Source organism: Actinomadura sp. RB99, from assembly GCF_014706005.1.
Taxonomy (GTDB): domain Bacteria; phylum Actinomycetota; class Actinomycetes; order Streptosporangiales; family Streptosporangiaceae; genus Spirillospora.
The window spans coordinates 1-24,244 of sequence record NZ_JABMCA010000094.1; the positions used below are offsets into that span (position 1 = coordinate 1).

Below are 24,244 nucleotides of genomic sequence, written 5' to 3' on the forward strand. Positions count from 1 at the left end.
CGGCGCCCGGCTCCGGCGCGCGACCGCGCCGGCCGGCCGGTCGTCCCCGCCGCCGCGCCGGTCAGGCCGGCCCGATCGTGATCGGGACGGCGTTGAGCCACGCCATCCCGGCCAGCGGCTCCAGGTCCGCCGGATCCGGCGACGCGAGCGCGTTGACGTTCGCGCCGCCCGCCGCGTTCGCCGTCCGCCAGCCGCCCCGGTGCCCCCACCCGTGCGGGACCGCGACGGTGCCCTCGGTCATCTCGTCGGTGACCATCGCGGTCAGCTCGATCGCCCCGTGCGGTGACGCGATCCGGCACGGCGCGCCGTCCTCGATCCCGTGCGCGGCCGCGTCCTTCGGGTTGATCCGCGCCGTCTGGACGCGCCCGCCGCGCATCAGCGCGGGCGCGTTGTGCATCCAGGAGTTGTGCGAGCGCATCTCGCGCAGGCCGATCAGCCGCAGCGGGAAGCCGTCCGGCGGCTCCGGCGCCCCGGCCAGCCGCCGCACCTCGGCGGCGATCTCCGGCGGGGCGAGGTGCACCCGCTTGTCCTTGTGCAGGATGCGGCGGCGCAGCGTCCCCGTCCGCTGGTGCTCGGCGAGCACGACGCCGTGCGGCGACCTCCTCAGCCGGCGCAGGCTGAGCCCGTCGCGCCTGCCGAGGACCCGTCGCAGGCCGTACCAGTCCCCCGCCGGGCCCGTGCGCAGCAGCGCGTCCGCCAGGAACCGCGGCGACGGCCGGACGCCCAGCCGGTGCGCGAGCCGCTGCAGCGGGAAGGCGCCGACGCCGATCCCCATCCGGCGGGCCAGCGCGTCGATGATCTCCCACTCCTGGCGGGCCTCCCCGCGCGGCGCGACGACCGGCTCCGTCCACGTCACGTACGGGGTGAGGTGGTTCTGCAGGAACGGCAGCGGCAGGTCCTCGCGCTCCAGGAACGTGGTCGCCGGCAGCACGTAGTCGGCCTTGCGGCCGGTGTCGGTGACGTAGAGGTCGATGGTGACCAGCAGGTCGAGCTCGTCGAGCGCCGCGCCGAGCGCCTCGCCGCCCGGGACGCTCAGCGCCGGGTTGCCGCCGGAGACGATCAGCGCGCGGAGCCGTCCCGGACCGGGCGTGGTGATCTCCTCGGCCATCACCCCGGCCGGGAAGGTGCCGAGGATGTCCGGGTATCCGCCGACACGCGAGCGGGTCCGGCCGTAGCTCGCGAGGCCGGACAGCCGCAGGATCTCGTCCAGCCAGAGCGGCGCGGCGCCGAAGACGGCGCCTCCCGGACGGTCCAGGTTGCCGGTCACCAGCGTCACGGCGTCGATGAGGAACGCCGTCAGCGTCCCGTGCCGGCCGAGGCAGGTGCCCGTTCGGCCGTACACGACGGCCCGCTCGGCCCGCGCCAGATCGCGCGCCAGCTCCCGGACGGTCGCCGCCGGGACGCCGCTGCGGTCCTCCGTCTCCTCGGGCGCGAAGCCGGCCGCGAGCGCCCGCAGCTCCTCGGCGCCGGACGCCTGGCCCGCGCAGGCGGCGCGGTCCTGGAGCCCCTCCTCGAAGATCACGTGGAGCATCGACAGCAGCAGCCAGGCGTCCCCGTCCGGGCGGACGGGCAGGTGCTCGTAGGCGCGGGCCGTCTCGGTCCGGCGCGGGTCGGCGACCACGACCCGCCCGCCGCGCGCCACGATCGCCGACAGGTCCTCGCGGATGCGCGGCGCGGTGATCAGGCTGCCGTGCGACACCAGCGGGTTCGCGCCGAGCATCAGCAGCAGGCCGGTGCGCTTGAGGTCGGGGATCGGGACCAGCACGGGCGCCCCGTACAGCAGCGCGCTCGCCGCGAACCGGTTGTTCACGTCCTGCGATCCCGCCGAGTACAGGTGCGGCGACTTCAGCGCCGCCATGAACCCGTTCAGCCACAGCGGATGGCTGTAGGAGAACGTCGCAGGGTTGCCGAAGTACCAGCCGATCGACGACCCGCCGTGCTCGCGGCGCAGGGCGTTCAGCCGCCCGGCGATGCCGCCGAGCGCCTCGTCCCAGCCCACCCGCTCGAACTCGCCGTCCGGGCGGCGCCGCAGCGGATGCACGACCCGGTCCGGGTCGTTCTGGACCTCGGTCATCGCTATGCCCTTGGGGCAGGCGAAGCCCTTCGACAGCGGGTGCTCCTTATCGGGGCGGATCCGGACGACCTTCCCGTCCTCGACGGTGACCTCCAGCCCGCACAGCGGCTCGCAGATCCGGCAGTAAGTGGTCACTGACGCCATGCGTCCGATTGTGCCACCGTCACCTGATCACGTGCCGGTCGAATCCGAGCGCCACGAGTTCCTCGTACGCCGCCCACACCGCCGCCGGAACCGGCATCGGCACCTGGAACCCCCGCTCGGCGTACACCTCCATGCGCTGCAGATCGCCGACCATCAGTTCAACGAACCGCCGCTCGTCGTCCCCGGTCCCGTACGCGTCGTACCCGAGGTCCGGGCAGGCCGCGATCCAGTCCGCTTCGGGCCACTGTTTGCGCGCCGTGGCCAGTGCCCGCCGGGTCATGTACGGCTTGGCGACCAAAATCCCGCTCCGCAGATCGAGGCGTCCGTCAAGCAACCGTCTGGTCGCGGTGATGTTCTCCCCCGTGTTGGTGGCGGTCTCCTCCAGCAGCAGAGCGCCGTCCGGAACCCCGTGCTCGCGCGCCACACGCGCGAAAACCTGGGCTTCCGTCTCCGCCCACGCCGAAGTGATCTTGCCTCGGCCGCCGGTGACGACCACCACCGGAGCCCATCCCGCATGCCAAAGCCTCGCCGCGTGCGCCGCCACCCGCGTGTCGTGGCACCCCAGCGCGAGGATCGCGTCAGCCTTGGAGAGGGGGCCGGTGAGCACCAGGTGATCCCAGACGACGCGGGCCAGTTCGCGGGCCCGCTCGTCGACCGCCGCATGAGACTCCACAGCGCCATTGTCTCCGGCGGCCCGCATGTCGGCTCCCATCCGATAGGTCGTCCAGGTAGCGTTCAACTGTTTTGCTACTTACGCAAGAATCATGTGGAACTCGACCGCGAAAGGACGGGGTGGTGTCGTGATCACAGTCCTGGTCCTGGTGTCAGTGGCCGCCCTGTTCGGCCTGTGCCTGCTCCGTCCCGCGGCGCCCCCCGCCCAGGACGGGCCGCCCGCCGTCGAGCCCGCGCCCGCCGCCGACCCCGCTCCCGACCCCGAGGCCGCCCCCTCCCCCGACCCCGGCGGCGTCCACCCCGAGTCCATGACCGCCGAGCTCGACCCGGACGACGAGGAGTACCTCGCCTTCCTCGCCAACGAGCTCTGGCCCGAGGACGAGTACCTCGAACCCGAGCACACGACCGACGGCGAAGAGGAGTCCGGCGGCAGCGACATGCTCCTCTGACCCCCGCCCCCGGCTCCTCGCACCGCCCTGACGCGACACTGCGAGGAAGCGATGACGGTGCAGGACATGCCGCGCCCCGACTACATCGGTATCGAGGTGGACCCCGGCGAGGCGCGCGCTCATTTTCAGTGACGATGCCGTCGGGTTGGAGGGCAGGCTGCATCAGGAGTTCGCCGAGCGCCGCGTCAACCAGGTCAACCTTCGCCGGGAGTTCTTCTACGCGACGCCCGCCGAGGTCCGCGAGGTGCTCGAACGCATCGCGGGCAACCACCTGCTCGAGTACAACGAGGTCCCCGAGGCGCTCGAGTACCGCGCCGGGCGGAAGGGGTGAGCGGTGGGGCCGGTCAGGGGTGGGGGTTCTCGAAGAGGGCGCTGACCGACTCGCCGTTGTGGATGCGGCGGACCGCCTCGGCCAGGGCCGGGGCGATGGACAGGACCCGCAGCTTGTCGCCGCGCTCGCCCTCCGGGACGGGCACGGTGTTGGTGCAGACGATCTCCAGCACGTCCGGCTCGGCGGACAGGCGCTTCAGCGCGCCCGCCGAGAACAGGCCGTGGGTGCAGGCGATGCGGATGGTGCGGGGGCCGAGCTCGCGGAGCCGGTCCAGCAGTTCCAGCACGGTGCTGCCCTTGGCGATCTCGTCGTCCAGCACGATCACGTCCCGGCCCGCGATCTCGCCGATGACCGAGCTGATCTGCACCCGGTCGTCGGAGAAGCGCTGCTTGGCGCCGGCCGCCACCTGCACGCCGAGCAGGCGGGCGAAGGCGGCGGCCTCCTTGGCGTTGCCGAGGTCGGGCGAGACGACGGTGGTGCGCGACAGGTCGTAGCGCCGGAAGTGCTCGGCGAGCTCGCGGAGCGCGTGCAGGTGGTCCACCGGGACGGAGAAGAAGCCGTGCACCTGCGGCGAGTGCAGCGTCATGGCCAGCACGCGGCTCGCGCCGGACGCGACGAGCAGGTCGGCGACGAGCCGGCCGCCGATCGAGATGCGCGGCGCGTCCTTCTTGTCGGACCGGGCGTAGGAGTAGTGCGGCATCACGACGGTGATGCGGCTCGCGGACGCGCCGCGCGCCGCGTCGCACATGAGGAGCAGCTCGACGAGGTGCTCCTGGACGGGAGCGACGAGCGGCTGGATGAGGAAGACGTCCCGCTCGCGGCAGTTGGCCTGGAGCTGGACCTCGAGGCAGTCGTTGGCGAACCGGGACACCCGGGCCGGGCTCAGCGGGACGCCCAGATGGGCGCAGACCTCGGCGGCGAGCTCGGGGTGGGCGCTCCCGCTGAACACGGCGATGTCTCGCACGAACCGCTCCTCACGTGGTCGACTCCAGCGGCCTCGCACATGCTATTCGGCCCGGTCCGCCGGCCACGGCCGCCCCGCCCCCGCCGCGGCGGGGGCGGTCAGGGCGTCAGGGGCGTGCGGCGCGGGCGGACCGTGCGGTGGCAGATCAGCCACCCGTCGCCGTCGCGCACCAGCGTGTCGTCGTAGGTGGCGCTGACGCAGCCGCGCTCCGGCAGCACGGCGATGGCCTTCGAGACGGCGTGCGCGCGGTCCCCGTCCACGCCGGTCACGACGACGTTGGTGACGTGGTGGGCCAGCGGGTTGCGGTCGCCGAGGTCCAGCCCCGCCTGCTTCAGCGCGGCGCGGCCCTGGATCAGGCCGCCGCCGGCGGCGGTCACGTCGTAGACGACGTCCTCGGTGAACAGCTCCGTCATGCGGTCGAGCTCGCCGGCGTCGGCGTAGTGGCCGTGCAGCGAGATCACGTCGGTGATCGCCAGCCGGTCCTCGATGGTGAGGGGCATGGGGCATCCTTTCGGCACATAAACGGGGAACTCCCCGTTTATGTGCCAGCGTAGCGAGCGGGGTCCGGCGCGGCAACGCCCGCCGAACCGCGGGACACGCCGTGCCGCGCTGGGTTAGCGTGCAGCGGGGAACGCCCCCGCGGCCGTCCGCGCAGAGGCAGGCATGGGCACAGTTGCGGCCGAACAGGCCGGGGACGGCTTCCACGAGGAGTGGGAGACCGGCCCCACGGTGGCGAGGATGGTCCTCGGCGCCCAGCTGCGGCGGCTGCGCGAGGCCGGCGGCCACAGCCTGGAGGACGCCGAGGCCGTGCTCCGCCGGTCGCGGGACTGGATCCGCCGGCTGGAGCTGGGCCGGGCGGAGCTGCGGCTGCGCGAGGTCGCCGACCTGTGCGCCGCGTACGGCGCCACCGACCGGGCCGTGCTCGCCACGCTGCTCGGCCTGGCGCGGCAGGCGAACGCGGCCCGCTGGTGGGACGCGTTCCGGGACGTGGTCCCGCGCTGGTACCAGCCGTACCTGGAGCTGGAGCAGTCGGCCGGCCTCATCCGCGCGTACGAGGCGCAGGTCGTCCCGGACCTGCTGCAGACGGAGGCGTACACGCGCGCGCTGTACGGTCAGCACCGCACCGCAGGGGAGGCGGAACGGCTCGCCGAGCTGCGGGCCGTCCGGCGCCGCATCCTGCACAGGCCGGCGCCCGTGCGGCTGTGGGCGGTGATCGAGGAGGCCGCGCTGCGGCGCGGGCCCGGCGGGCGGGCGGTCGCCTTCGCGCAGTTCGAGCACCTGCTGGACGTCTGCGACCTGCCGCACGTCACCGTCCAGGTGCTGCCGCTGGCGGCGGCCTCGGCGCCGCCCGTGGCCGGCGGCTCGTTCGCGCTGCTGCGGCCGCCGCAGCCCGAACTGCCCGACGTCGTGTACGTGGAACGATTGAACGGGGCGGTGTACCCGTCCGGGCCCGACGCGGTGCCCTACTGGCACACGATCAACCGGCTCGTGCTGGCCGCCGCGCCCGCCACCGCGACGCAGACGATCCTGTGGCGGATCCTGCGCGGACTGTGATGGCGAACCGGCCGCGTCCTGGCCGTCCGGCTGGCAGCATGAAGGCGGACAGGTCAGATCCCCGCCGGCAAGGGCGCCCAGACATGACCGACGACGCTTCCCGGCCCCCCGGGCCGGACGCCTTCATCCGCGCGCTCAACGCGCTCTACGACTCCTGCAACCGGCCGCCCTACCGCAAGCTCGCGGAGGTCTCCGAGCACCTCGGCGAGCTCTACGGCCGGCGGGACCTGCCGTCGCTGTCGACGACCGGGATCTTCGACGTGCTCGCTGGGCGGCGCAAGCGGCTCCCCACCGCCGCCTGGGTGGCGAGCTTCATGCTCTGCTGCCAGCGCCGCGCCTGGGAGACCGGCGTGCACGACGGCGATCCGGGCACCGCGTCGCTGCCCGCGTGGCAGGCCCGCCTGCGCGCCGCCCGGTCCCCGGACCTGGACGTCCCGCTTCCTCGGCCGCCCGCGGAGCAGGAGGGCACGCGGGAGGGCACGGCGCCGGAGCGGGTGCTCGCGCCGCCGGAGAGCGAGCCGGTCCGGCCGGTGCGGCTGACGGAGTCGCAGCGCGCGACCGTCGCCGGGTACGGCCCGCGCGGCCGGGCGCTGCTCGACCGTGCGGCGGTCGGGGACGCCGACGCGCTCTACCGGGTCGCGGTGCTGCTCGGCACCGATCCGGCCCGCGGCGGGGAGACCGTCCCGCTGCTGATCGAGGCCGCGGCGGCCGGCCATCCCGGCGCGCTGGACCTGCTGGACGCCTCGCCCGACGGGCTGGACGCCGCGGAGGCGGCCCGCCGCGCCCACCTGCTCGGCGACCAGGCGGGCCGGAGCGGCGCGGCGGCGGACGGGGAGGCCGCGCTCGTCTACTACCAGGCCGCCGTGCAGGGCGGGCGGCTCGACGCGGCGTTCGCGATCACCGAGATCCTGGGGCACGCGGACGAGGCCCCCGGCGGCCGGGGCTAGGGCTTGCGGCCGACGCCGCCGTAGGCGTCGACGGGCTCCGGCTCGGTCCCGACGGTCACCTCGGGCCGCCACTCGTTCACCGGGACGACGCCGGGGTCCAGCAGTTCGAGGCCGTCGAAGAAGCGGCGGATGCCCTCGGGCGTGCGGAGCACCAGGCCGGCGTTGCCGGAGGCGTTCCACACGTCGACGATCCGGTCGGACGCCTCGCCGTGGACGACATTCGTCCCGTCGTACATGGCGAGGTAGCTGCCGGACGGCACCGCGTCCAGCAGCCGCCGGACGACCGCGTACGCCTGCTCGTCGTCGGTGACGAACTCCAGGATCCCCATCAGCGTGAACGCGACCGGACGGTCGAGGTCGACGGTCTCGGCGGCCTTCGCGATGATGCGGTCCGGGTCGCGCAGGTCGGCGTCGATGTAGGCGGTCGCGCCCTCGGGGGTGCTGGTGAGGAGCGCCTGCGCGTGCGCGAGGACCAGCGGGTCGTTGTCCACGTAGACGATCTTGGCGTCGGGCGCGGCGCGCTGCGCGACCTCGTGGGTGTTGTCGACCGTGGGCAGGCCCGTGCCGATGTCGACGAACTGGCGGACGCCCGCCTCGGCGGCCAGGTGCCAGACCACCCGGTTGAGGAACAGCCGGGAGGCGCGGGCGAGGCGCGCCACGTCGGGGAGCATCCCGAGGATCCGGTCGCCGACCTCCCGGTCGACGGGGTAGTTGTCCTTGCCGCCCAGCCAGTAGTTCCAGATGCGCGCCACGTGCGAGACGCTCGTGTCGATCTCGGGTACGGGCCCGGTTCCGCTCATGCGCGCTCCCTCGTCCGGGGTGGACCGCCGGCACCACCATCCTGGCGGTACTCCCCCGGCGGCGACAGCCCTTTCGCCGTCATCCGCCGTCCCGGCGGTGGCCCCGGGAGAGGTCCCGTCAGTCGCGGCCCCGTCGCGGACGGGGGTCGCGGTTCACTTGAGGAGCTGGCGGGCGATGACCATGCGCTGGATCTGGTTGGTGCCCTCGTAGATCTGGGTGATCTTGGCGTCGCGCATCATCCGCTCCACCGGGAACTCCCGCGTGTACCCGTACCCGCCCAACAGCTGCACCGCGTCGGTGGTGACGTCCATCGCCACATCCGAGGCCAGCGCCTTGCACGCCGAGGAGACGAACGTCAGGTCCGCGACCTTCTCACCGTGCATCGCCCGCTCGGACTTGATCGCCGCGTGGTAGGTCAGCTGCCGCGCCCCCTCCAACCGCATCGCCATGTCCGCCAGCATGAACTGCACACCCTGGAAATCAGAGATCGGCTTGCCGAACTGCCTGCGCTCCTTGACGTACCCGAGCGCGAAGTCCAGCGCGCCCTGGGCGATCCCCAGCGCCTGGGCGGCGATGGTGATGCGGGTGTGGTCCAGCGTGGCCAGCGCCGTCTTGAACCCGGTGCCCTCGGCGCCGATGATCCGATCGCCCGGGATCCGCACGTCCTCCAGGATCACCTGACGGGTCGGGGACCCCTTGATGCCCAGCTTGCGCTCCTTGGGCCCGAACGACACCCCCGGATCGGACTTCTCCACCACGAACGCCGAGATCCCCCGCGCCCCGGCAGAGGGGTCGGTGACGGCCATGACCGTGTAGTACTCCGACACCCCCGCGTTGGTGATCCACATCTTCGCGCCGTTGAGCACCCAGTGGTCACCGTCGCGGACCGCGCGGGTCTTCATCCCGCCCGCGTCCGACCCCGCATCGGCCTCCGACAACGCATAGGAGAACATCGCCTCCCCCCGCGCCACCGGCCCCAGGTACTTCTTCTTCAGCTCCTCCGAGCCCGACAGCAGCACCGGCACCGTGCCCAGCTTGTTCACCGCCGGGATCAACGACGACGACGCGCACGCCCGCGCGACCTCCTCGATCACGATCACCGTCGCCAAAGCGTCCGCCCCCGCACCCCCGTACACCTCGGGCACGTGCACCGCGTGCAGGTCATTGGCGACCAACGCGTCCAACGCCTCCTGCGGGAAACGCGACTCCTCGTCCACCTCCGCCGCGAACGGCGCGATCTTGGCATCCGCCAGCTCACGCACCGTCGCCCGCAGCAGCTCCTGCTCCTCCGACGGCGCGTACGCGGGAAAGTCGCTCATCGTTCCTCCGGGCGGCCGGTGCTCGCGACCGTTACTTTGACGACCAATATTTGGACGCCAAAATAAGCGAGCCGGGAGCGGCCGGTCAAGGCGGCGACGCGCCACCGGACGGTGGCCGTCGCCACACTTTCAGAGGTGTTCCAGCAGCCGGGCCAGGGCCGGGTTGTCGTTCCCGCGCCGCCACGCCAGGCTCAGCTCCACCGGAGCCGGATCGGACGGCTCCAGCGGGCGGAACGTCAGACCCGCGTACCGCAGCCGCGCCGCCGCCTCGGGGACGAGCGCGAGCCCCCATCCGCCGTCCACCAGCGCGAGGATGCTGTGCACCTGGCTCAGGTACTGGACGTACACCGGGGAGACGCCCGCCCGGCGGAACAGCCCGACCAGCAGCTCGTGGAAGTACCGCGCCTCGACCGGCGAGTACATGATCAGCGGCTGCCCGTCGAAGGCGTCCAGCGGCAGGGGCCCGCCGCCAGCGGCGAGCGGGTGCCCGTTGGGCACGGCGGCCAGCAGCGCCTCGCGGCCGGCGGCCCGTTCCGCCAGCTCCGGCGCGGCGACGGGCGGGCGGACCAGGCCGAGGTCGAGACCGCCCTCGGTGAGCGCCCGCAGCTGGTCGCGCGTCACCATCTCGCGCAGGACGATCTCGACGTCCGGTAGCGCCGACCGCGCGGTGTCCAGCAGCCGGCCGAGCGCGGCGTAGGCGCTCGCGGCCGTGAACCCGACGGCGACCCGGCCCGCCTCCCCCGCCGAGACGCGCCGCGCCGACAGCGCGGCGTGCTCGGCCTGGTGCAGCAGGCGGCGCGCCTCGTCCAGGAACGCGCGGCCCGCCGGGGTGAGCCGGACCGAGCGGTTCGTCCGGTCGAACAGCCGCACGCGCAGCTCGCCCTCCAGCAGCTGGATCTGCCGGCTCAACGGCGGCTGCGTCATCCGCAGCCGCTCGGCGGCGCGACCGAAGTGCAGCTCCTCGGCGACGGCGACGAAGCTCGCGAGCTGGGTCAGGGTGAACAAACGATTCCCTACGGGTATCAGTGGATCCGAATTTCGTGTTGGACCTGGATCGATCGGCCATCCTAGCCTCGGGCCATGAGCCAGCACGCGCCCGACGAGACCGCCCGGCTGCTCGGCGCCGGGCTCCTGTCGTTCCCCGTCACCCACTTCCGCGACGACCTGTCCTTCGACGAGGACGCCTACCGCGCCCACGTGGCGCGCCTCGGGCACGAGGGCGTCGCGGGCCTGTTCGCCGCGGGCGGGACCGGCGAGTTCTTCTCCCTCACCCCCGCCGAGGTGGGACGGGTCGTCCGGGCGGCCGCCGCCGAGACCCCGGACGGCGTCCCGCTCATCGCGCCCGCCGGGTACGGCACCGCCACGGCCGTCGAGATGGCCCGCGACGCCGAGCGCGCGGGCGCCGACGGGATCCTGCTGTTCCCGCCTTACCTCACGGAGGCGCCGCAGGACGGCCTCGCCGCGCACGTCCGCGCGGTGTGCGCGGCCACCGGACTCGGCGTGACGGTCTACAGCCGCTCCAACGCCGTCTACCAGGACGGCACCGTCGCGCGGCTGGCCGAGGAGTGCCCGAACCTCGTCGGGTTCAAGGACGGCGTCGGCGACCTGGAGCTGATGACGCGGATCCGGTCGCGGCTCGGCGACCGCCTCGTCTACATCGGCGGGCTGCCGACCGCGGAGACGTTCGCGCTGCCGTACCTGGAGATGGGCGTGACGACCTACTCCTCGGCCATCTTCAACTTCGCGCCGGAGTTCGCGCTCGGGTTCTACAAGGCCGTCCGCGCCCGCGACCGGGACGAGGTGCGGCGCCGCCTCGACGGGTTCGTGCTGCCGTACTGCGAGATCCGCAACCGCGGCAAGGGCTACGCGGTCAGCATCGTCAAGGCCGGGATGCGGGCCGCCGGACGGCCCGCCGGGCCCGTCCGCCCGCCGCTGACCGACCTGACCGCCGCCGAGTTCGCCGACCTCGCCGCGCTCGTGGAGAAGGTGCTCTGACGTGCACGGCGCCGGGGCGGCGACGCTGGACCGGGTCGCCTGGGTCGAGCTGTCCTCGGTCACGCTGCCGCTCGCCGTCCCGGTCAGCGACGCGAAGGTGCTGACCGGGCGGCAGCGCCCGATGACCGAGGTCGTGTTCCTGTTCGCCGAGATCGGCACCGAGGGCGGGCACGAGGGGATCGGGTTCGGCTACGCCAAGCGGGCGGGCGGGCCCGGCCAGTTCGCGCACGCCGCCGAGATCGCGCCCGCGCTGATCGGCGAGGACCCCCGTGACATCGGGCGGCTCTGGACGAAGCTGGCGTGGGCGGGCGCGTCGGCGGGGCGCGGCGGCCTGGCCGTCCAGGCGATCGCCGCGTTCGACATCGCGCTGTGGGACCTGAAGGCGAAGCGGGCGGGGCTGCCGCTGGCCAAGCTGCTCGGCGCGCACCGCGACTCCGTCCGCTGCTACGACACCTCCGGCGGGTTCCTGCACGCGCCGCTGGAGGAGGTGCTGGACAACGCGTCGGCGGCGCTGGCGTCCGGGATCGGCGGCATCAAGATCAAGGTCGGGCATCCCGACCGCGCGGAGGACCTGCGCCGCGTGACCGCCGTCCGCGAGCGGCTCGGCGACGCGGTCCCGCTCATGGTGGACGCGAACCAGCAGTGGGACCGGCCGGCGGCGCTGCGGATGGGCCGCGCGCTGGAGGAGTTCGGCCTCACCTGGATCGAGGAGCCGCTCGACGCCCACGACGCCGAGGGCCACGCGGACCTCGCCCGCGCGCTCGACACCCCGATCGCGACCGGCGAGATGCTGACCAGCGTCGCCGAGCACCGCGCGCTGATCGACGCGCGCGCCGCCGACGTCCTCCAGCCGGACGCGCCGCGCATCGGCGGCATCACCGAGTTCCTGAGGCTCGCCGTGCTCGCCGACCACCACCGGCTCGGGCTCGCGCCGCACTTCGCGATGGAGATCCACCTCCATCTCGCCGCCGCGTACCCGTCCGAGCCTTGGGTCGAGCACTTCGACTGGCTGGACCCGCTGTTCGACGAGCGGCTCGAGATCAGCGGCGGCCGGATGCACGTCCCGCCCCGCCCCGGGCTCGGCATCACGCTCAGCGAGCAGGCCCGCGCCTGGACGACGCGGCGGACCCGCGTCGGCGCGCGGCCGTGAGGCGCTGAGGCCGTGAGGCGCGAGGCACCCTTCGGTTGACCGGACAGGATTCGAACCTGCGACCCGCTGTTTGTAAGACAGCCGCTCTACCGACTGAGCTACCGGTCACCGTCTTGGAAACGGCCGTGCGCCGTTTCCGGACGTCCCCCGGGCTGGATTCGAACCAGCGATCGCCCGCTTATCATACGGGTGCCCTCACCGGACTGGGCCACCGGGGATCGGGCCTTTCCCATGAGCGAAAGGCCGGCTGCTGGAGCAGGATTCGAACCTGCACTTTCGTGGTTCAGAGCCACGCGTCCTTCCGTTAGACCATCCAGCATCGCGGGAACGGGTCCCGCGCCGTGCCGCCCGGAGGAGTCGAACCTCCATATCCGGGGTAAGAGCCCGGAGTCCTCCCATTGAACGAGAGCGGCGTGTGCCTCGATGTTCCTCGCACCGAGCCGCACCCGGGAATCGAACCCGGTACCCCTGGGTGGAAGCCAGGTACCTCAACCATTTCGGCATGTGCGGCCGAGCGGAGCCGGCGGGCTCCGCGGTACCCCTGCCAGGACTCGAACCTGGGCTCCCGCGTTCGTAGCGCGGTGCTCTGTCCACTGAGCTACAGAGGTCTGCGCGGCCGTCCGAGGAGTCGAACCTCGTCCTCCCGGTTTTCAGCCGGGCGCTCATCCCCATGAGCTTGAAGGCCGTCGGGAAGCACGGACTCGAACCGCGTCTCTCCCGCTCCCAAGGCGGGCGGGGCACCGCATCCCCTTCTTCCCGTGGTCCGCGCGGGCGGGACGCCCGGCGTCGCCGTGGATCGGACCGGACTCGAACCGGCAACCTCCCGCTTGCGGGGCGGGCGCTCTCCCAATTGAGCTACTGACCCATGGACCTGCGATTAAATTGTCGATGCCCCTCGAATACGGGCAGCATCGGAAGAACAGTCGGCGAATGGACGGGCGAGCATGAAAAAGGCCGCCGGGTCATCTCCCTGGCGGCCTCCGGCGGAACCTTGCGGCCCTATCCGGGGGCGCCCTGGGGGACGACGAAACCTCGCTGCGGTCGAGCGGCGAACGCGCGGCCCTGCGGCTGCGGCGCCTGCTTGGCGATGCCCGTTCCGATCATCTCCGCGGCTCCCTTCCGGCTCGTCCCGTGCGGTTCGTTACTCATATGGTGCGGGACGCGGAATGAATGCGCAACACCTTTTCACCGCGAATCGCCCCGGGCCCCCGAAAAGGGACCCGGGGCGATCCGGGGGGATGGACGTCAGGCGCGCCGGCGGGTACGGGCCGGACGGCCCCCGCGGGAGGGGGTCAGCAGCCGGGCCAGCACCCGGAACGGCAGGGTCACGATGTCCACGATCGTTCCGAAGATGGCGCTGAGCGCTGCACTGATGCGGCGCATGGGACTCACTCCTTCACGTCGACCTGGTGGAACCCATACCCGCACATGGCGTTTTACACGGGACGCCCGCCGACGACCACCGTGGCGGAGTGCTCGTCGGACCGCGCGACGGCGGCGGTGAGGCCGCCGCCGGCGACGGCGTCCAGGGCGTCCGCGACCTGCCGCTCGGTGGTCTCGAACAGCAGGTGCCCGCCGGGTGCCAGCCACCGCGGCGCCTCGGCGGCCACGCGCCGCAGCACGTCGAGGCCGTCGGCGCCGCCGTCGAGGGCGACGAGGGGCTCGTGGGCCCGCGCCTCGGCGGGCAGCAGGCCGACCTCGCCCGTCGGGACGTAGGGGACGTTGGCCAGCAGGACGTCGACGCGTCCCCGCAGGCCGGCGGGCAGCGGGTCGAACAGGTCGCCCTCGTGGACGCGGCCGCCCGCGGGGACGACGTTGCGCCGGGCGCACCGCACCGCGGCCGGTTCGATGTCGGCGGCGTGCAGTTCGAACGCGTCCAGGCCCGCGACGAGCGCGACGCCCAGCGCACCGGAACCGCAGCACAGGTCGACGACGACCGGGCGGGGCGGCAGGAGCCGGGCCGCCTGGTCGACGAGGAACTCGGTGCGGCGGCGCGGGACGAAGACGCCGGGTTCGACGGCGATCCGCAGCCCGTGGAAGGCGGCCCAGCCGACGACGTGTTCGAGGGGGAGCCCGGCGGCCCGGCGGCGGACCATCGCGGCCGCCTCCCCGGGCGTGCGGGCCGTGGAGAGGATCAGCTCCGCCTCGTCCTCGGCGAAGACGCAGCCGGCGGCGCGGAGGGCGGAGACGACGGAGTCGGGCGGCAGGAGCGGTGCGGCTTGAGCGGACATGGGCGCCTTTCGGGGAGGCCGGTGGGCGCTCCCCGGCCGCCTAACAGCGGGCGGCCGCGCGCGTGCGAGGCGGGAGCACCCGGACTGGACGGGCAGGAACGGGACTCACCTCCTCGGTCGGTCAGGAACGGACTCCGGAAAGGCTACCGCAGCCGGTGCAACGTCCCCGGCCGCCCCGGTGTTGACCGGGAAAGGCACGGAACGGACGAGGGAGGCCCCGCATCATGGGCGGCTACGCGGACAGGGTCGCGGACGGCGACTGGGCGGCGATCGGCGCGGAGGTGGACGCCTACGGCTGCGCGCTCACCCCGCCGCTGCTGACCGGGGAGGAGTGCGCCGAGATCGCGGATCTCTACGACGACGCGGGACGGTTCCGCTCGACGATCGACATGGAGCGGTACCGCTTCGGGGCGGGCCAGTACCGGTACTTCGCCGAGCCGTTCCCCGAGCCCGTCGCCGCGCTGCGGGAGGCGCTCTATCCGCGGCTGCTGCCGATCGCCCGCGACTGGGCCGCCCGGCTCGGCCGTCCCGCGCCGTGGCCCGGGACGCTGCCCGAATGGCTCGCCATGTGCCACCGCGCGGGCCAGCGCAAGCCCACGCCGATCCTGCTGCGCTACGGCCGGGACGACTGGAACGCGCTGCACCGCGACCTGTACGGCGACCTGGTGTTCCCGCTGCAGGTCGTGATCGGTTTGGACGAGCCGGGCGCCGACTACACCGGCGGCGAGTTCCTGATGGTCGAGCAGCGGGCGCGCGCCCAGTCGCGGGGCACCGCGACGCTCCTCCCCCGGGGCCGCGGCCTGGTCTTCACGACCCGGGACCGTCCGGTGCGGACGCGGCGCGGCTGGTCGGCGTCGCCGGTCCGGCACGGCGTCAGCGTCGTCCGGTCGGGCCGCCGGCGGACGCTCGGCCTGGTCTTCCACGACGCGGCCTGAGACCGGGCACCGCGACCGGCCGCTGAGACCGGTCACGGCACCGTCCCGGGGGCGCGACAATGGAGTGCTGACCAGGACGGGGGGTCGCTCATGGTGGAGAAGAGCGCGCTGAAGGCCGACTGCGGGGCCTGCTTCGGGCTGTGCTGCGTCGCCCTGCCGTTCGCGAAGTCGGCCGATTTCGCGGTCGACAAGGAAGCGGGGCGGCCGTGCCGCAACCTGCTCGCCGACTTCCGTTGCGGCATCCACACCGAGCTGCGGCAGCGCGGGTTCCAGGGCTGCACGGTCTTCGACTGCTTCGGCGCGGGCCAGAAGGTGTCGCAGGAGACGTTCGGCGGGCGGGACTGGCGGCAGGGCCCCGAGGTGTCCGGGCCGATGTTCCGGGTGTTCCCGGTGATGCGGCAGTTGCACGAGCTCCTCTGGTACCTGGCGGCGGCGCTGGAGATGCCCGCCGCCGCGCCCGTCCACCCGGAGATCCGCACGGCGCTGGACGAGACGGAAGCGCTGACCCGCGGCGGTCCCGCCGAGGTCGCCGCCGTGGACGTCGCCGCGGTGCGGGAGAAGGTCAACGTCCTGCTGCTGCGCGCCAGCGAGGAGGTGCGGGCGAAGGTTCCGGGCCGCAAGCGGAACCACCGCGGCGCCGACCTCATCGGCGCCCGGCTGAGGGGCGCCGATCTGCGCGGCGCGAACCTGCGCGGCGCCTACCTGATCGCGGCCGACCTGCAGGGGGCCGACCTCCGGGACGCCGACCTGATCGGCGCGGACCTGCGGGACGCCGACCTGTCCGGCGCGGACCTGACCGGCGCGCTGTTCCTCACCCAGGCGCAGGCCGACGCGGCGCGGGGCGACGCCGCGACCCGGCTGCCGGACGCGCTCACGGCCCCGGCCCGCTGGACGTCCGCGCCGGCCTGACCCCCGCGGCCCGATGCCCGCATGATCTTGTTTAGTCCCCGTTCGAGGGGGCATTTCCGCAGCGCACCGGCATCGAGGGGGCCACGTGGCGCGGGTGAGATGGTGGGGCACGGGGGTCGTGGTCCTGGTGCTGCTGATCCTCGGCCTCGTGCTGCCCCTCGTGGACAAGGCGCTCGGCAGCGGCGGCACCGCCCTCGCGGCGGGCACGGTCATCGCCGTCGGCACCGAGCGGGCGGGCGTCCGCCCGGTGACGTTCACGGTCCCCGCCGCCGGATGGGCGCTGGACGAGGCGCGCTCCTCGCTGACCAACAACGCCGAGGTGACCCGCGGGGAGGTCAGGGTCGACCTGAACCTCGTCGTCCCGCTGGGGTCGCTTGACAACCGGCGGCTGTGGGACGGGCTCGGCCGGATCATCGCGATGGGCGGCGCGCAGCTGCGCGGCGGCCCCTCGGCCGTGACCACCCGGCACGGGATGCCCGGGCTGACCGGCGCGCTCGCCGGCCACGGCAAGATCGGCTCGGCGACCGTGTTCACCAGGGACGACCTCGGGGCGACGGTCACCGCGTCCGGCCCGCCGGACGCCTACGGGCGCCTGGCCGGCGAGGTGCGGGCGATCGTCCTCAGCGTCGAGATCTCGCCATGACGCGCCGTCCCGCGTTCTGGCTCTGGGCCGTGATGTGCCTGCTCGGGCTCTGGATCGCGGTGCGGGCCATGGACGCGCAGATCGGCGAGTTCCCGGCGGGCGCGGTGGCCGGGCTCGTCCTGCTGGCGCCGGTGCTCGCGGCCGGGGTGTGGGGGCTGCGGCGGCTGCATCCCGTCCGGCCGCGCCCGCTCGGGTACGCGCTCATCGCGGTGGCGTGGGGCGGGCTGGCCGCGTTCGGCACCGCGCTGCCCGCCAACGCCGCCTTCCAGGCGATCATCGCCAAGACCGCGGGGGCGGAGTTCAACGCCGACTGGGGCGCGTCGATCGCCGCGCCGGTCGACGAGGAGCTGCTGAAGCTCGCCGGGGTGGCGGTGCTGGCGCTGATCGTGCCGTGCGCGGTGCGGGGGCCGCTGGACGGCTGGGGCTACGGCGCGCTCGTCGGGCTCGGGTTCCAGATCGCCGAGGACTTCCTGTACGTGCTCAACACGATCGTGCTGACCGGCGGGACACAGGACGCGAACGCGGCGTTCTTCACCTTCGGCGGCCGGGTGGTCGGCGGCGCCTGGTGGAGCCACTGGGCGATGACCGCGGTCGGCGGCGCCGGCCTCGGCTGCCTGCTCGGGCGGGCGTCCCGGGCCACCGCCGCGCTCGCGTTCGCCTCGGTCGTGCTCGCGATGGCCCTGCACGCGTGGTGGGACTCCCCGCTGCTGCCGGGCGCGGCGCTGCTGCCGGTGAAGGGCGCGCCGATCCTGCTGGCGGCGGTGGTCGCGTACCGGCTGGCGCGGCGGCACTACCTCGTCCGGTTCCGGCGGGCGGCGCGCGAGGAGACCGCGCGGGGCGTGCTCCTCCCCGGCGAGGACCGGGTGCTGGCCTTCCGCAAGTGGCGCCGCAAGGAGCGGTGGGACGTGCCGGGCGGGGAGCCGCGGCGGCTGCTCACCCGGCTGCGGACCGCCGAGCTCGACCTGCTGGAGGACGGGTTCGGCGGCCTCGAACCGGACCCGCAGGCGGCGGACCGGCTCCGCGCGGAGATCGCCGTCCTGCGGCGCCGGCTGGAGGCGGCCCGCGCGGGGCCGCCCCGTCCGGGCGCCGTCCCTCCGGGTCCCTATCCGGACACCGCCCGTCCCGACAGCGCCTGACCGACTGCGCCCGACCGGCAGCCTCCGACCGGCAGCGCCCGGCCGTCAGCTCCTGCGCCGCCGGACGGACGCCGCCGCGAGCGCGGCCGCGCAGACGGCGGCGGCGACGAACAGAGCCTCGGCGGCCTGGCCGTTCCGGTGCCCGACGGCCGCGAACGCGCCCATGATCGCGACGCCGAGGGTCGCGCCGAGCTGGCGGACCGCGTTGAGCAGCCCTCCGGCGGCGCCCGCGGTGCCCTCGGGCGCGCTGGTGACGACCAGGGTCGCCAGCGCCGGGAGCGCGAACGACACGCCGAACCCGGTGCCCAGCAGGCCCGCGAGCAGCGCCGGGTAGGACGCGCCCGCGGCCATGACGGCGCCGAGCAGCACGCCGCCGGCGGTGAGCAGGCCGAGCCCGGCGAGGACGGGCGGGCGCGGCCCGGTCCTCGCCACGATCCGGCCGGTGAGCAGCGGGTTGAACGCGAACGGCAGGGTCATCGGCAGGAACGCGAGGCCGGTCCGCAGCGCCGACATCCCGAGCGTCTCCTGGAAGACCAGCGGGAGCACGAACAGCACCCCGGTCATCACGAAGTTGACCGCCGCGCCCGCGACCAGCGACCCCGGCATGCCGGGCGCGCGCAGGACCGCCGGGACCAGCACGGGCGCCGCGCTCCGCCGCTCCAGCATCGCGAACGCGGCCGCGGCGGCGGCCGTCCCGGCGGCCGAGCAGGCCGCGTGGACGGCGGCGCCGGAGCCGAGCGCGATGAGCGCGTCGGTGAGCAGCCCGAGCGTGACGCAGGCGACGGCCTGGGCGGGCCAGTCGATGGTGCGGTCGCCGCGCGGGCAGCGCACCCGCGGACCGGCGACGAGGGCGAGGACGACGACGGCGAGGGGCACGTTGATCAGGAAGATCGCCCGCCAGCCGGCCAGCCCGACCAGGGCGCCGCCGGCGATCGGCCCGGCGGCGAGGGCCGCGCCGCTGGTGGCCGCCCACGCCGCGACGGCCTTCGCGCGCTCGGCGGGCACCGGGTAGAGCCGGCTGATCATCGCCATCGAGGCGGGCACGCACGCCGCGGCGGCGGCGCCCAGCACCGCCCGCAGCGCGACCAGCGTCCACAGGTCCGGCGCCAGCGAGCTGAGCAGCGACGCGGCGCCGAACACGGCGATGCCGGCGCGGAACGCGCGGTGCGCGCCGTACCGGTCGGCGACGGCCCCGGCCGACAGCAGCAGCGCGCCGAACACGACGGTGTAGCCGGTCACGGCCCATTGCAGGCCCGCGACCGTCCCGTGCAGGGAGCGGGCGAGGTCGGGCTCGGCCACCGAAAGGACGGTGGTGTCGAGCAGCACCATGAAGTAGCCGAGGGATATGCCGAACAGGGCGGGGCGGCGCCGCGCGCCGGGGGCCGCCACCGGGTCCGGGGAGAGAACCGTGCTCATGACGCCCAGTCTCGGAACCGGCGGTCCCGCGCTCCACCGGCCCGCCCGCACGCCGCGTTCGGAATATCCGAACGCTCCGCGCGGGTTGCCGTGGCATGGAACTGCGCCAGCTGCGAACCTTCGAGGCCGTCATCGAGCACGGCACCGTCACCGACGCCGCGAACGCGCTCGGCCTCGCGCCGTCGTCGGTGTCGGAGCACATCCGGACGCTGGAGCGGTCCCTCGGCGTCGCGCTGTTCGACCGCGGGCCGAAGGGGATGCGGCTGACCGCGGCGGGCGAGCGGATGCGCGGCTGGGCCGGGCGGCTGCTGGGGCAGGCCGAGCAGGCGCGCCGCGAGGTCGCGGGCGGGGCCCCGGTGGTGCGGCTCGGCGCGCTGGAGACGATCGCGGCGACGCACGTGCCGTCGGTGCTGGCGCGGGTCGCCGAGCGGCGGCCCGGCCTGCGCGTGGAGGTCCGCGCGGACGCCGCCCGCGACCAGCTGCTCGGCGCCGTCGCGGCCGGGGACCTGGAGGCCGCGCTGCTGCTGGACGCCGGCACCGGGCTCGGCGACCTCGGCTTCGCCCCGCCGCCCGCGCCGCTCGGCTTCGTCGACGTGGAGCCGGTCCCGCTCGCGCTGGTCGCCGCGCCCGGCCACCCGCTCGCCGCCGCGCCGAAGGTGACCGCAGCCGATCTGGCGGGCGAGCGGCTGCTGGTGAACGTGCCGGCCTGCTCGTTCTGGCTGGCCGGCGAGCGGGTCATCGGGCCCGGCGTCGAGCGGGTGCGGGCGGGCAGCGTGACGGTCATGGCGTCCTGGGCTGAGCGGGGGCTCGGGATCGCGCTGCTGCCGGAGTTCGCCGTCCGGGACCGGCTCGGCTCCGGCGCCCTCGCCCGCATCCCGCTCGACGCGCCGGACCTCAGCCTCCGCCTGGTGTGGCGCACCGACCGGGAGACGATGCCCGGCCTGCGCGAGGTGCTGTACGCGGCGAGCGCCTGACGGCCCCTCGCCGCCGGACGTCAGGGGGCGCGCGCCGTCAGCACGCTCGCGGAGTTCGCGGTGACGATGACGAGGATCGCGAGCCACTGCGTCCAGTGCAGCGCCTGCCCGAGGACGACCAGCCCCGCCACCGCCGCCAGCACCGGGTTCACGCTCATGAACACGCCGAAGAACCGCGCCGGGACGCGGCGCAGCGCCAGCAGGTCGGCGAGGAACGGGACGGCCGACGACAGCACGCCCGCCGCCCGCGCAGGCCAGCGCGCCCGCCGTCGGCGGATGCCGGACGAGGACGAACGCCCCGATCGGGACGAACACGAGCCCGGACAGCGCCGCCGCTGCGGCCGACCCCTCCGCGCCCGCCAGCGTCCGCCCGATGGACCGGTTGAGCAGGATGTATCCGGCCCAGCAGCAGGCGGCGAGCAGCCCGAGGCCGATGCCGAGGTAGTCCGAGGTGGGGCGCGGCCGGGTCAGCGCGACGACGGCGGCGGCCACGGCGGCGGCGCACGCCAGGTCGGTGCGGCGGCGCGAGCTCGCCAGCGCGACGGACAGCGGCCCGAGGAACTCCAAGGTGACGGCCAGGCCGAGGCCCACGCGCCCGACCGCGGTGTAGAGCGAGAGGTTCATCGTGGCGAAGACCGCCGCGAGCGCCAGCACCGGCCGCCACTGCGCGGCCGTGAAGGAGCGCAGGCGGGGACGCCCGACCGCGAGGAGGACGGCCGCCGCGACCCACTGCCGCACCGCCACCACCCCGGCGGGCCCGATGACCGGGAACGCGAGCGCGCCGACCGCCGCGCCGGTCTGGTTGGACGCGGCGCTGCCCAGCATCATCGCGACCCCGGCGAGGCGGCCGCGCGCGCCTCCGGCCCGGACGTCGCGCCGCGGTTCCGTCCTGGTCTCCACCGAGCCGCCGGTCTCCATGCCCCGAGCATGCGGCGGCCCGTCGGTTGCGCAAAATGCATGCCAGCGGCCTTCTATACGCTTGAGTCATGGATGTCGAGCTCCGGCAGCTGAGGGTCCTCGTCGCCATCGCGGACGCGGGCACGTTCACCGACGCCGCGATCGATCTCGGCGTCTCGCAGGCGGCCGTGTCGCGGACCCTCGCGTCCCTGGAACGGGCCCTCGACGTCCGGCTGCTGCGCCGCACCAGCCGCAGCGTGACCCCGACCGCCACCGGCGTCCGCGTCCTCGCGCGGGCACGGCGGCTGCTCGCCGAGGCCGACGACCTGGTGGCGGAGGCGACGAGCGGGCACGCCCGGCTGCGGATCGGGTACGCGTGGTCCGCGATGGGCCGGCACACCGTCGCCTTCCAGCGGCTCTGGCCGCGCCGCTGGCCCCACATCGACCTGCGGCTCGTCCGCACCAACACCGCGACCGGCGGGCTCGCCGAGGGCGCCTGCGACATCGCCGTGGTGCGCGTCGCCCCCGACCCGCGCCGCTTCGACTCCGTGGTCGTCGGCCTCGAACCCCGGTACTGCGCGATGGCGGCGGACGACCCGTGGGCGCGGCGCCGCTCGATCCGGCTCGCCGACATCGCCGGCCGCACCCTGCTCGTCGACCGCCGCACCGGCACCACCACCGTGGACCTGTGGCCGCCCGACACCCGGCCCGCGACCCGGCACACCGCCGACATCGACGACTGGCTCGCCGCCGTCGCGGCCGGCGGCTGCGTCGGCGTCACGGCCCGCAGCACCGTCGACCAGTACCGGCGGCCCGGCGTCGTCTACCGGCCGCTGCGCGACGCCGCGCCCATCGCCGTCCGCCTCGCGTGGTGGCACGACGACCCGCACCCCGCCGCCCGGCACGCCGTCGAGCTGCTCACCGAGCTGTACCGGGACGGCTGAGCCTCCGGCCTCGCCGTTTGTGGCCCGCCCCCTCGGGTACCCGCCCAGCGGACAGTCCGCTTGATCAGGAGGAGTGCGATGGCGGGGCGGGGCCGGGGCGGGGGGAAGCAGCGGATGCCGGCGGGCTGGAAGCTGGTCTACGGCGTGAACGACCGGCTCGGGTCGACCACCTTCCTGCGCACCAACCTCGGCAAGGCGTTCCCCAAGCACTGGACGTTCCTGCTCGGCGAGATCGCGCTCTACTCCTTCATCGTCCTCATCCTGACCGGCGTCTACCTCACCCTGTTCTTCCGGCCGAGCGGCACGGAGATCGTCTACAACGGCTCCTACTCCCAGCTGCGCGGCGTGAAGATGAGCGATGCGTACGCGTCGACGCTGGACCTGTCGTTCGACGTGCGCGGCGGGCTGCTGATGCGGCAGATCCACCACTGGGCCGCGAACCTGTTCCTCGCGGCGATCTGCGTCCACCTGCTGCGGATCTTCTTCACCGGCGCGTTCCGCAAGCCGCGCGAGATCAACTGGGTGATCGGGGTCACCCTGTTCACGCTGGCGGTCCTGGAGGGGTTCGCCGGCTACTCCCTGCCCGACGACCTGCTGTCGGGCACCGGGCTGCGCATCGCCGAGGGCATCGTGCTCTCGATCCCGGTCGTCGGCACGTACCTGATGCTCTGGATGTTCGGCGGCGAGTTCCCGGCGAGCGAGAGCTTCGTCCCGCGGCTGTTCACCGTGCACATCCTGCTGATCCCCGCGATCCTGCTCGCGCTCATCACCGCGCACCTGATGATCCTTTGGCACCAGACGCACACCCAGTGGCCCGGCAAGGGGCGCCGCGAGCAGGCGGTGCAGGGCGAGCCGACCTTCCCGAGCTTCATGGCGCAGAGCGGCGCCTACTTCCTCTACACCTTCGGGTTCCTGGCCGCCCTGGCGACGTTCGCGCAGATCAACCCGGTCTGGCTGTACGGGCCCTACGATCCGGACCAGGTGTCGTTCGGGTCGCAGCCCGACTGGTACATCGCCTTCCTCGAAGGCTCGCTGCGCATCATGGGACCGCTCTCGACGACCGTCGCCGGGCACACCATCGGCTGGAACGTGCTGCTGCCCGCCGTCGTCCTGCCCGGCGTGTTCTTCACCCTCATCGGCCTGTACCCGTTCTTCGAGAGATGGGCGACCGGCGACGAACGCATCCACCATCTGCTCGACCGCCCGCGCAACGCCGCGACCCGCACGGCGATCGGCGCCGGCGTCATCGCCTGGTACGGCAACCTGTGGGCGGCCGGCGGGAACGACATCCTCTCCAACGCCTTCGAGATCCCGCTGTTCTGGACGACGTGGTTCTTCCGCGTCGGGTTCTTCGTCCTCCCGGTGCTCGCGTTCGTCGTCGCCCGCCGCGTCTGCCTCAGCCTGCAACGCCGCGACCTGCAGAAGCGCGAGGAGGGCGTGGAGAGCGGGCTGATCTCGCTGACGCCCGAGGGCGGGTACGTCGAGCGGCACGAGCGGTCCGCGCCGGAGGAGGCGGCCATCCTGCGGACCCGGCAGCCCCGCGAGCTGGTCGCGGCCTACCCGCACCACATCATCCCGCTGCCGACGCCCGGCCGCGTCCGCACGCAGGTCCGGACCCGCACCAACCGGTTCTACCTCAACTACCAGACCGAGTCGCACGGCGGCGGGCAGGGCGACCTCAAGCGCGACGGCGCCGTGGAGAAGGAGAAGAAGGAAGGCTCCTGACCCCGGAGGCCCCCGGCGCCGTTCATGGGCCTAC

Annotated in this window: 23 protein-coding genes, 9 tRNA genes and 1 pseudogene; 13 read left to right on the top strand and 20 right to left on the bottom strand. The window is 74.1% G+C overall.

Annotated features, from left to right (window positions below; genetic code table 11):
- Window positions 1-61 precede the first annotated feature (61 nt).
- Both amrb99_RS44230 and amrb99_RS44235 read right to left on the bottom strand, forming a co-directional pair.
- Window positions 62-2,218 carry a molybdopterin-dependent oxidoreductase gene (locus amrb99_RS44230; protein WP_190867988.1) on the bottom strand — a complete coding sequence of 719 codons (2,157 nt, stop codon included), beginning with the start codon at window positions 2,216-2,218 and terminating at the stop codon, window positions 62-64.
- Window positions 2,219-2,237: 19 nt separating this feature from the next.
- Window positions 2,238-2,930: a YdcF family protein gene (locus amrb99_RS44235; RefSeq protein WP_190867990.1), complete on the bottom strand. Its 693-nt coding sequence runs from the start codon at window positions 2,928-2,930 to the stop codon at window positions 2,238-2,240.
- Window positions 2,931-3,018: 88 nt separating this feature from the next.
- Here amrb99_RS44235 and amrb99_RS44240 point away from each other — a divergent pair, with 88 nt between their 5' ends.
- Together amrb99_RS44240 and amrb99_RS44245 are read left to right on the top strand one after the other, a co-directional pair.
- The gene (locus tag amrb99_RS44240; protein WP_190867992.1) at window positions 3,019-3,339 is read left to right on the top strand and encodes a hypothetical protein; all 321 of its coding nucleotides are present in this window, start codon (window positions 3,019-3,021) and stop codon (window positions 3,337-3,339) included.
- Between the two features lie 82 nt (window positions 3,340-3,421).
- Window positions 3,422-3,670, top strand: a pseudogene (locus amrb99_RS44245) (GIY-YIG nuclease family protein); the annotation flags it as partial.
- 13 nt (window positions 3,671-3,683) lie between these two features.
- On the opposite strand, the gene amrb99_RS44250 reads toward amrb99_RS44245, so the two are convergent.
- Entirely contained in the window at window positions 3,684-4,634 is a 951-nt protein-coding gene (locus amrb99_RS44250) for a ribose-phosphate diphosphokinase (RefSeq protein WP_190867993.1), read from the bottom strand.
- A gap of 98 nt (window positions 4,635-4,732) precedes the next feature.
- Entirely contained in the window at window positions 4,733-5,134 is a 402-nt protein-coding gene (locus amrb99_RS44255; protein ID WP_190867995.1) for a nuclear transport factor 2 family protein, read from the bottom strand.
- Between the two features lie 163 nt (window positions 5,135-5,297).
- Here amrb99_RS44255 and amrb99_RS44260 point away from each other — a divergent pair, with 163 nt between their 5' ends.
- Complete coding sequence (locus amrb99_RS44260; protein ID WP_190867997.1) at window positions 5,298-6,188, top strand: helix-turn-helix transcriptional regulator; 891 nt, start codon at window positions 5,298-5,300, stop codon at window positions 6,186-6,188.
- Between the two features lie 83 nt (window positions 6,189-6,271).
- Window positions 6,272-7,135 carry a hypothetical protein gene (locus tag amrb99_RS44265; protein WP_190867999.1) on the top strand — a complete coding sequence of 288 codons (864 nt, stop codon included), beginning with the start codon at window positions 6,272-6,274 and terminating at the stop codon, window positions 7,133-7,135.
- Here amrb99_RS44265 and amrb99_RS44270 read toward each other — a convergent pair.
- The 3 genes from amrb99_RS44270 to amrb99_RS44280 all read right to left on the bottom strand — a co-directional run bounded on the left by amrb99_RS44270 (window position 7,132) and on the right by amrb99_RS44280 (window position 10,260).
- Window positions 7,132-7,935 carry an SAM-dependent methyltransferase gene (locus tag amrb99_RS44270; protein ID WP_190868001.1) on the bottom strand — a complete coding sequence of 268 codons (804 nt, stop codon included), beginning with the start codon at window positions 7,933-7,935 and terminating at the stop codon, window positions 7,132-7,134. The two genes, amrb99_RS44265 and amrb99_RS44270, sit on opposite strands and share 4 nt — an antisense overlap.
- A gap of 153 nt (window positions 7,936-8,088) precedes the next feature.
- On the bottom strand, window positions 8,089-9,255 hold the full coding sequence (locus amrb99_RS44275; protein WP_190868003.1) for an acyl-CoA dehydrogenase: 1,167 nt from the start codon (window positions 9,253-9,255) through the stop codon (window positions 8,089-8,091).
- Between the two features lie 129 nt (window positions 9,256-9,384).
- Entirely contained in the window at window positions 9,385-10,260 is an 876-nt protein-coding gene (locus amrb99_RS44280) for a LysR substrate-binding domain-containing protein (RefSeq protein ID WP_190868004.1), read from the bottom strand.
- Window positions 10,261-10,335: 75 nt separating this feature from the next.
- Between amrb99_RS44280 and kdgD the strand changes: the two genes are divergently transcribed.
- Both kdgD and amrb99_RS44290 read left to right on the top strand, forming a co-directional pair.
- Complete coding sequence (gene kdgD, locus amrb99_RS44285; protein ID WP_190868007.1) at window positions 10,336-11,250, top strand: 5-dehydro-4-deoxyglucarate dehydratase; 915 nt, start codon at window positions 10,336-10,338, stop codon at window positions 11,248-11,250.
- A 1-nt stretch (window position 11,251) separates the two neighbouring features.
- Window positions 11,252-12,400, top strand: a complete 1,149-nt coding sequence (locus tag amrb99_RS44290) for a mandelate racemase/muconate lactonizing enzyme family protein (RefSeq protein WP_190868009.1) — start codon at window positions 11,252-11,254, stop codon at window positions 12,398-12,400.
- A gap of 35 nt (window positions 12,401-12,435) precedes the next feature.
- Here the strand turns inward: amrb99_RS44290 and amrb99_RS44295 are convergent.
- From amrb99_RS44295 to amrb99_RS44345, 11 genes are all read right to left on the bottom strand, one after another.
- Window positions 12,436-12,508 (bottom strand) — tRNA-Val (locus amrb99_RS44295).
- 35 nt (window positions 12,509-12,543) lie between these two features.
- Window positions 12,544-12,618, bottom strand: a tRNA-Ile gene (locus amrb99_RS44300).
- A 29-nt stretch (window positions 12,619-12,647) separates the two neighbouring features.
- Window positions 12,648-12,719, bottom strand: a tRNA-Gln gene (locus amrb99_RS44305).
- Window positions 12,720-12,742: 23 nt separating this feature from the next.
- Window positions 12,743-12,813: transfer RNA gene (locus amrb99_RS44310), tRNA-Lys, on the bottom strand.
- Between the two features lie 25 nt (window positions 12,814-12,838).
- Window positions 12,839-12,911 (bottom strand) — tRNA-Gly (locus tag amrb99_RS44315).
- Window positions 12,912-12,936: 25 nt separating this feature from the next.
- Window positions 12,937-13,008: transfer RNA gene (locus tag amrb99_RS44320), tRNA-Arg, on the bottom strand.
- A gap of 5 nt (window positions 13,009-13,013) precedes the next feature.
- Window positions 13,014-13,085, bottom strand: a tRNA-Phe gene (locus amrb99_RS44325).
- 1 nt (window position 13,086) lies between these two features.
- A tRNA-Pro gene (locus tag amrb99_RS44330) sits at window positions 13,087-13,159 on the bottom strand.
- Window positions 13,160-13,192: 33 nt separating this feature from the next.
- Window positions 13,193-13,265 (bottom strand) — tRNA-Ala (locus amrb99_RS44335).
- A gap of 380 nt (window positions 13,266-13,645) precedes the next feature.
- Window positions 13,646-13,783 (bottom strand): LPFR motif small protein, encoded by a 138-nt coding sequence (locus tag amrb99_RS44340; protein ID WP_190868011.1) that lies wholly within the window; start codon window positions 13,781-13,783, stop codon window positions 13,646-13,648.
- A 53-nt stretch (window positions 13,784-13,836) separates the two neighbouring features.
- Window positions 13,837-14,631, bottom strand: a complete 795-nt coding sequence (locus amrb99_RS44345; RefSeq protein WP_190868013.1) for a putative protein N(5)-glutamine methyltransferase — start codon at window positions 14,629-14,631, stop codon at window positions 13,837-13,839.
- 224 nt (window positions 14,632-14,855) lie between these two features.
- Here amrb99_RS44345 and amrb99_RS44350 point away from each other — a divergent pair, with 224 nt between their 5' ends.
- The 4 genes from amrb99_RS44350 to amrb99_RS44365 all read left to right on the top strand — a co-directional run bounded on the left by amrb99_RS44350 (window position 14,856) and on the right by amrb99_RS44365 (window position 18,254).
- On the top strand, window positions 14,856-15,566 hold the full coding sequence (locus amrb99_RS44350; RefSeq protein WP_190868015.1) for a 2OG-Fe(II) oxygenase: 711 nt from the start codon (window positions 14,856-14,858) through the stop codon (window positions 15,564-15,566).
- A gap of 90 nt (window positions 15,567-15,656) precedes the next feature.
- Window positions 15,657-16,475: a pentapeptide repeat-containing protein gene (locus amrb99_RS44355; protein ID WP_190868017.1), complete on the top strand. Its 819-nt coding sequence runs from the start codon at window positions 15,657-15,659 to the stop codon at window positions 16,473-16,475.
- Between the two features lie 85 nt (window positions 16,476-16,560).
- Window positions 16,561-17,118 carry a hypothetical protein gene (locus tag amrb99_RS44360; protein ID WP_190868019.1) on the top strand — a complete coding sequence of 186 codons (558 nt, stop codon included), beginning with the start codon at window positions 16,561-16,563 and terminating at the stop codon, window positions 17,116-17,118.
- Window positions 17,115-18,254: a PrsW family intramembrane metalloprotease gene (locus tag amrb99_RS44365; RefSeq protein ID WP_190868021.1), complete on the top strand. Its 1,140-nt coding sequence runs from the start codon at window positions 17,115-17,117 to the stop codon at window positions 18,252-18,254. Before amrb99_RS44360 ends, amrb99_RS44365 begins: the two co-directional genes overlap by 4 nt.
- A 45-nt stretch (window positions 18,255-18,299) precedes the next feature.
- Here amrb99_RS44365 and amrb99_RS44370 read toward each other — a convergent pair whose 3' ends face one another.
- Window positions 18,300-19,670, bottom strand: coding sequence for an MFS transporter (locus amrb99_RS44370; RefSeq protein WP_190868023.1), 1,371 nt, complete (start codon window positions 19,668-19,670; stop codon window positions 18,300-18,302).
- Window positions 19,671-19,765: 95 nt separating this feature from the next.
- Here amrb99_RS44370 and amrb99_RS44375 point away from each other — a divergent pair, with 95 nt between their 5' ends.
- A complete protein-coding gene (locus amrb99_RS44375) occupies window positions 19,766-20,644 on the top strand; it encodes a LysR family transcriptional regulator (RefSeq protein WP_190868025.1) in 879 nt (292 codons plus the stop codon).
- 20 nt (window positions 20,645-20,664) lie between these two features.
- On the opposite strand, the gene amrb99_RS51990 is transcribed toward amrb99_RS44375, so the two are convergent.
- The gene (locus tag amrb99_RS51990) at window positions 20,665-20,880 is read right to left on the bottom strand and encodes an EamA family transporter (protein WP_347257125.1); all 216 of its coding nucleotides are present in this window, start codon (window positions 20,878-20,880) and stop codon (window positions 20,665-20,667) included.
- 750 nt (window positions 20,881-21,630) lie between these two features.
- On the opposite strand from amrb99_RS51990, the gene amrb99_RS44385 reads away from it, so the two are divergent.
- Both amrb99_RS44385 and amrb99_RS44390 read left to right on the top strand, forming a co-directional pair.
- Entirely contained in the window at window positions 21,631-22,485 is an 855-nt protein-coding gene (locus amrb99_RS44385) for a LysR family transcriptional regulator (protein WP_190868027.1), read from the top strand.
- A 78-nt stretch (window positions 22,486-22,563) separates the two neighbouring features.
- Window positions 22,564-24,210: a ubiquinol-cytochrome c reductase cytochrome b subunit gene (locus amrb99_RS44390; protein WP_241756507.1), complete on the top strand. Its 1,647-nt coding sequence runs from the start codon at window positions 22,564-22,566 to the stop codon at window positions 24,208-24,210.
- The last annotated feature ends 34 nt before the right edge of the window (window positions 24,211-24,244 follow it).